The following is a 7,094-nucleotide window of genomic DNA, read 5'->3' as shown; positions in this document are numbered from 1 at the left end:
GCAGTCAGAGGAGTACTCAGACGGTCTTCGCGTACCAGCCAACTATCCGAAGTATGGAAAGAAGGAGCTTTTTCGGGAGAACGAAGATTCTGGCGGTACCAGAAACCGGGCATATAGAACTGGCAATCGGAATGACGGTATCCGGTTTTTATTTGCTCGCCATAATTGAAATAAACAGTATCCAAGGCCGTGATGACAACGTTAATACGCTGCTTGCCATCTTTATCAACTACCTGGCGGGTAATAACCAATGGCAACTGCTCGGAAGAGTGACAGGTATACACACCGTCCTGCTGCTTCTGGAGAGTCAGTGAATAGTGCCGGGCGTCATTGCCCGGAACTTTTAAAGAAATAGAGGTTGAAACATCTCCCAGAGAATGCTCCATAGCCCCTACATTTGTAATGCCCGCTAAAAGCATTACTCCAAAAAACAATCTCTTTAGTCTCATAATCGCATTTGTTTTATAGTTGTTAGAATACTGGTTTTTCTGCCTCTATTGATGGAGAAGTACCCTTTACAGATGGCCATCCATCTTTCCACTCAATCTTATCCATCAGCAACATACGTCCTTCGGGATTTTTCACGCTTACCGCATGATAGAAAAACCAATCATTACCGGCATTATCCGTCACAATCTCAGAATTATGACCGGTGCCTACAAAAGCACTATTTTTATGAATCAGGATTTCATGTTTATTGTCGAGCATACTCCCACCCTTTTTATCAACATAAGGGCCGAAAAGATTTTCTGAACGTCCTACTACTGTTGTATATGTGCTGTTCAATCCTTCACAGCAAGTACCTATTGAAGCAAAAAAGTAGTAATAACCATCCTTCTTATGAATATAAGTGCCTTCGTAGGCTGTTCCTGCCACTTTTTGAGGTGTAGCACCTTCTTTAAGGAAAAGTCCATCATCTGACAGCTCAATAGCATAAATGCCGCGGAAACTGCCCCAGAAAAGATATTTTCGTCCTCCTTCCTCTATATAGAAAGGATCAATAGAATTCTGCACATTGATTTCATTGCTACGAAACATTTTTCCATGATCCTTAAAAGGGCCTTCAGGCTTATCGGCAGTAGCACATCCGATGCCACAAGTCCACTCGCCTCCCCAAACGGACATGGAATAATAAAGCACGTATTTATCGCCTATTTTATTAATATCTGGAGCCCATAGTCCTCCTTTGGGTTCAAAGTTCGGACGAGTATCATTTGTAAAAGCCGTACCCACATATTCCCAATCTACTAAATTCTTGGAGCGATGAATAGGCAGATTACGGATATTTTCAGTGGCATATAAGTAGAAATAACCATCCTCTCCTCTGATAACAGAAGGATCAGGCAAACTATAGTTTATAACCGGATTATGATATACATTCTTCGGTTGATTTTCCGGATCATCTTCTGTTTTTGACGATGATGAAGAACATGCCGCCAAGCAACATAATGCCGATATTATAAATAACTTTTTCATCAGAACAAATATTTATGATAAAAAAGAAAATGAAGGTATATTTCTCACAGCAATTCACCATTCTGACTTTGCCGATCCTATATACCTCCAATATTCTTTCTGCACTATAGCGAAAGTGACTGATTAAATTTTATCTTCATCAGCTACGGCTTCTTCCCAAGTATTCCATATAGGAGTAGCAGGGTCGTATTCTGTATAACCTACATTCTGCCACAGCTTGGCATTTTTATTAGCCTCGATAGCATTATAAGGAATCGGCCAATAAATATTATGCTTACCCATAATGAAATTAATGTCTGTTTTAGTGGCATCAACACGAATCGTTACGCCCTTGTTGTACATACCTTTGCGTACACAACGTTGATACCAATAGCTACCACCTTCCAGATCTGTACCGGTTTGTTTGTCAAAAGTTTCCACATTATAGGTATTGCCCCATTCATCAGGTCTTCCACTGCGAGCCAGACAGAGAGATACACGAGTCAACTCTACATTACGCCACTCTTCATAGAAAAGCTCACGTGCACGTTCGTCCATGATATCACCGATAGTCACATTGCCGGTATAGAGTTCAGAACATTGTGCACGTTTTCTGATGATATTCAGGTCATCCTTGATAGTCGGATCACTCGGATTAATGTAGAATTTAGCTTCAGCACGAAGTAAGTATGCTTCTGCCAAACGATAGAGATACCAATCGGCAACACTACCCTCAGTAGCTCCTTCAAGACCATTATTTTTAATCAAAGCTTGGTTGACAACATCATCCAGACAGAAAATATAATGAGGCACATCATACCAGCGTCGAATTGTATCGGAACATAATAATTGTCCCTTTGCGGTAACCAACACGGGATTTCCATCTTTATCTTTACCCCAAAAATCTCTGTCGGAATGAAGCATAATGTTCTGTCCATAGAATTCGGAGTCTACATTGTTACAACGCAAATTTTCCATGTGCATCCAGTTTCCAGTTTCTGAACTATGGCGCAAATCCGTTTCATCCATCTTGCCATTTACAGCCCACAATCCATCCTGATAGAAAGTACTGGTACGGAAAGTTGCAATACCACGACCCAAGCCACGCATATAATCATATTCCACACGGTATTTGCTATTAGTACGGTCAAGGTTATACAACGCCTGTTTACCGTCGGGCATCTTGATTCTACCATCAAAGAAGAAAGGATACATGATACGCATACTCAGCATCGGGATAAACGATTCGGCAGCTGCACCACGGTTGGGCATACCCATAATAACTTCCTTGTTAGCTGTAATCAACTTGTTCTCAGGACGATGTAAATCCCAAATCACGTTGCGCGTAATGGGCCAAGAGGTAGGTTCACCACCTTCAAAGAAGGTACCGAAGTTATTAGTCATTAATGAATAACCGGACTCGTCAATCAAAATATCCAGCTGTTTCTTTGCATCCTCATATCTACCCAGAGCTAGATATAACTTGGAAAGCAACATACGACAAGCTCCCTTATTCACCATACCGATGTATTGCATATCCTTCTGGTCGGGCACCCACTGAACTGCAAATTCCATATCAAGCGCCATCTTCTCCAGAATTGCATCCCTGTGAGTAGAATGGTAACTCAATTTAGGAGATGATGTCAATTTAGTAAGTAAAGGCACATGCCCATACTGAAATACCAATGCATAATATCGATAAGCACGATGGAAATAGGCACGACCAATATATTCTTTCTTTAACGTCTCATCCATAGGGACACCATCTATAAATGAAAGTATTGTATTGGCATTTCGAACACCTTCATACCCTTGTCGCCAAAAGAAATAGATGCTGTTTGTACGACCTAAGTTTTTTTCTGTACTTTGATCGCTATTCGAACGCAACATATTATCTACATTATCAAGGAATCCTGATTTATCAGTCGCAGCAGGTACCATCAAATCAGAGAAAGTGTATTCTGTAGCCAACGCCATCATTTCACGAGAATCTTCACTCACATAGTTTCTCTTCAACTGACGATCGCAGATAGCCAACACAGACCTAATACCATCTTCTGTAGTAAACACTTCACTAGGTTTGAACATGGTTTGCGGATCAGGTTCCAAAAAGCTTTCTTTACAACCGGTCAGCACCATTGAAGCTCCGGCCATCAGGATAAATCCCTTGCAAATAAATTTTTGAATATAGTTTTTCATATTTATTCTTGAGTTAAAAGATTTAGAATGTTAAGTTAAGTCCCAGTGTCCAAATACGAGAAGCATAATTGCCTGTTTCCGGGTCACCATAATATTCCCAGTCCTTAGAGCCCCATACAGCAGCATTCCGAACTGTAGCATATACCTTAGCACGTTCAATATCTACTCTTTTTGTCCATTGTCTGGGTAATGTATAGCCTATTGAAATATTTTCTAAACGGACAAAAGAACGGTTATAAAGTCTGCGGGCTCCTCTGGCGCCTTCAGGACCTTGTGCTTCAATACGCGCATATTTATTGCTTGGATTATCTACTGTCCAATACTCTTTTGCTGGTTTATTCACTAAACGGTAAGTCATACCACCACCATCATCGTCATTGTTCAGATACATACTTTCCAAACTCTTATGACCCATACGAGAATAAATATTGATAGATAATGTCAAATCTTTCCACAAAGTAAAGTCATTACGTAATGCCCAAGTTACGGGAGCCGCCGTTTGTCCTTGGAATACTTTATCATCATTGTTATAAATAACCTTCTTCAGATTTCCATCAGCATCATATTCATCGTTAGCCGGATTGTTCCATACCTTTGGATCACCCGGAACCTGACCATATTTCTTTGCTTCCTCTACTTCATCTTTCTGCCAAATACCGGTCACTTTATAGTCCCAAATGGCACTGATAGGTCTGTCAATAAACCAGCCATTACCCACGTAATCAGCTTCTTTTTTACCAATCACATTGCCTGAAGCGTCCAATATATCTTCATAATCACCATATAGATGTTTAATACGGTTCTTATTGTATGAGAGGCTAAATGTTGTGCTCCATTGGAAATTCTTATTATCAATATTCAACGTGTTCAAAGCAATTTCCAAACCATTGTTATCAACTTGTCCCAAATTGGTCGTGATACTTTCAAAACCTGTAAAGTTAGGCAAGCGCTGTCCCATAATCATATCTTTGGTACTCATACGGTAATATTCCAATGTACCGGTTATACGATCATTCAAGAAACCAAAGTCTAAGGCAAAATTCCAAGACTGTGTCTTCTCCCACTGTAGCCCCGGATTCTCCATGCGTTGAGCCATTAAGTAACGCATCAAGTATAAATCGCCAGAAGATGTAATATAGCCCTGCATCTTTCCACCACCCGGATAGAGGTTAGCAAGAGCTTCATAAGGATTAGCCAGCGAACGGTTACCATTCTTACCGAAAGATACACGCAATTTACCAGTACTCATGATGTGAGTGTACGGCTGGAAAAACTTTTCATTAGAGAAAGTCCATGCCAAACCACCGGAGGGGAAGTAAGCGTAAGGATTAGAAGAACCGAAAGCCGAATAACCATCGCGACGCATAGTGAAAGTAGCCATATAACGATCATCATAAGAATAGAACACACGCCCCATTAAACCATCAGCAGTCTGATGTGAGTCATCACTTCTAAACGAACTTGCCGACTTATCACCATTTTGTGTATTGTGGAATCCAAGTACATCAGATGGCAAAATGTTACGGGCTTCAATACGGTCTGACCAATACTGACGTTCTTCAGCTTCTTGTGCCAGTGTCAAAATAACATGATGTTTATCGGCAAAAGTATGATCCCAAGTAATGGTATTATTCAAAGACCAGTCGAAACGTTTAGCTTGTTCACGATTCACTCCACGGTCAGTTGGTTTAGAATTCGGCCGTTCAGCAGACATGAAGTAACGGTCATGGAAATACTGAAGACGCGGAGCAGCATTGAATGTATAAGTAATACCAAACGGTAATTTCAATTTCGCATTAAAAATCGTATTGAATGTAGTATATCCTTTTTGCAATTCCAAAAACTGTTTTTCGTAATACCAGTTTGTCAGATTGTTACGGTCATACTGGAACATCAAAGGGTCTTGTACATAATTACCTTCATCATCCTTAAATACTGCGTATGGACTATTTTCCATGAAACCACCTTTATTCATACCAATTTCACCATCTGAACGATCCTGGAAATTGATGTTAGCACCTATTTCAAACCAATCAGTCACTTTTGCATTCAATTTGAAATTACCACGAATAGCACGATAAGTATCATCTACAAAAGCACCTTCATTACGCAAGTAACCTAATGACATATAATAGTCAATCTTCTCACCTGCACCACTGATACTAGCATTATAATCTTGGTTGAATCCCAGACGGAATGCTTTATCCTGCCAGTCCATTACCTTACCGGACAAAAGATTATCCATCAAAGCTGTATTAGGTCTAAATCCCAAACGTCTTGCCCAAATACTCAGGTCTGATTCCCCTTCATCATTGGTAGTATAACCTCTCCATGCTTCCAAAGACACATCGTCAAGGTTATTAGGATTGCGGAAGTAACCCGGTTTTGAAGTATATTCATTACCCGGTCTTGAGTAAGCGGCATATTCACCGGTTTCAGCATTTACACCATACGTATTTTTTTCTTTCCAGTCTACATAATGTTGCAGATATGCTTCCGGGCTCTGCCACCTGTCGCGATAAGCAGCTTTTTGAGTCAATCCGATGCTAGCTGTAAAATTGATTGTCGGTTTACCCTGCTTACCCTTTTTGGTAGAAATAATGATAACACCATTCGCAGCACGTGCACCGTAAACAGCAGCAGCAGAAGCATCCTTCAACACGTCAATCTGTGCAATGTCATCCGGATTAATTTCAGAGAGCTCACCATAAAAGAACATTCCATCAAGAATAAGCAACGGGTCATTGTGCCCACCATCGGTATAAACTGAACGCTGACCACGGATCTTCATTGAGCCACCACCTTTAGCACCGGCATCACTTTCACCGTATCCTACCGTCAAACCTGGTGTGCCACGCAAAACATCTTGTACTGTCTTGGGATTATCATTAGCTATCTTGTCCGGACGTACTTGTACTACAGACCCCGTAAGGTCTTTCTTACGCATCGAACCATAACCTACAACTACCACTTCCTCCAGAGCCTGGGAATCGTCTTTCAATACAACATTCAGAGGTTGTCCTTTATACTCCACTTCTTGGGTCACCATACCAATATAAGAAATTACAAGCGTAGCACCCTTTGGTCCATTTATTGAGAAGTTACCATCAATATCGGTAATGGTACCTGTAGAAGTTCCCTTTACCTTAATATTCACACCCAACAAAGGTTCCTTATTAACATCCGTTACAGAACCTTTTATTACAACATTCTGAGAATGTGCTGCAAGTGCAAACACGCAAAAAAATAAAAATAAGATTTTCTTAGACATGTTTTATAGATATTAGATTAGAAATACTACGGAAGATGAATATTCCGTATTTTTTATTAATACAGTGTATTGCAAGCAAATTTTTAGCTAGCAAATTAGATTAATCAAAAATTGTTTCTCTTTATACCATAGGCTTATTATTAGATTTAACATTAAACGAAACTTCTGT

At 40.2% G+C, this 7,094-nt stretch carries 3 protein-coding genes and 1 pseudogene; all 4 read right to left on the bottom strand.

Annotated features, from left to right (window positions below; genetic code table 11):
- A pseudogene (locus DW182_RS22515) lies at positions 1 to 449 on the bottom strand (hypothetical protein); the annotation flags it as partial.
- A gap of 22 nt (positions 450 to 471) precedes the next feature.
- Positions 472 to 1,476 carry a family 43 glycosylhydrolase gene (locus DW182_RS12515; protein ID WP_115503777.1) on the bottom strand — a complete coding sequence of 335 codons (1,005 nt, stop codon included), beginning with the start codon at positions 1,474 to 1,476 and terminating at the stop codon, positions 472 to 474.
- A 123-nt stretch (positions 1,477 to 1,599) separates the two neighbouring features.
- Positions 1,600 to 3,654: a RagB/SusD family nutrient uptake outer membrane protein gene (locus DW182_RS12510; RefSeq protein ID WP_115503776.1), complete on the bottom strand. Its 2,055-nt coding sequence runs from the start codon at positions 3,652 to 3,654 to the stop codon at positions 1,600 to 1,602.
- A gap of 22 nt (positions 3,655 to 3,676) precedes the next feature.
- A complete protein-coding gene (locus tag DW182_RS12505; protein WP_118295736.1) occupies positions 3,677 to 6,925 on the bottom strand; it encodes a SusC/RagA family TonB-linked outer membrane protein in 3,249 nt (1,082 codons plus the stop codon).
- Positions 6,926 to 7,094: the final 169 nt, after the last annotated feature.

It is taken from the genome of Bacteroides sp. AM16-24 (assembly GCF_003471885.1).
Lineage (GTDB): Bacteria > Bacteroidota > Bacteroidia > Bacteroidales > Bacteroidaceae > Bacteroides.
The sequence above is the reverse complement of the archived record's forward strand: the minus strand, read 5'-3'. Positions and strand labels throughout refer to the sequence as shown.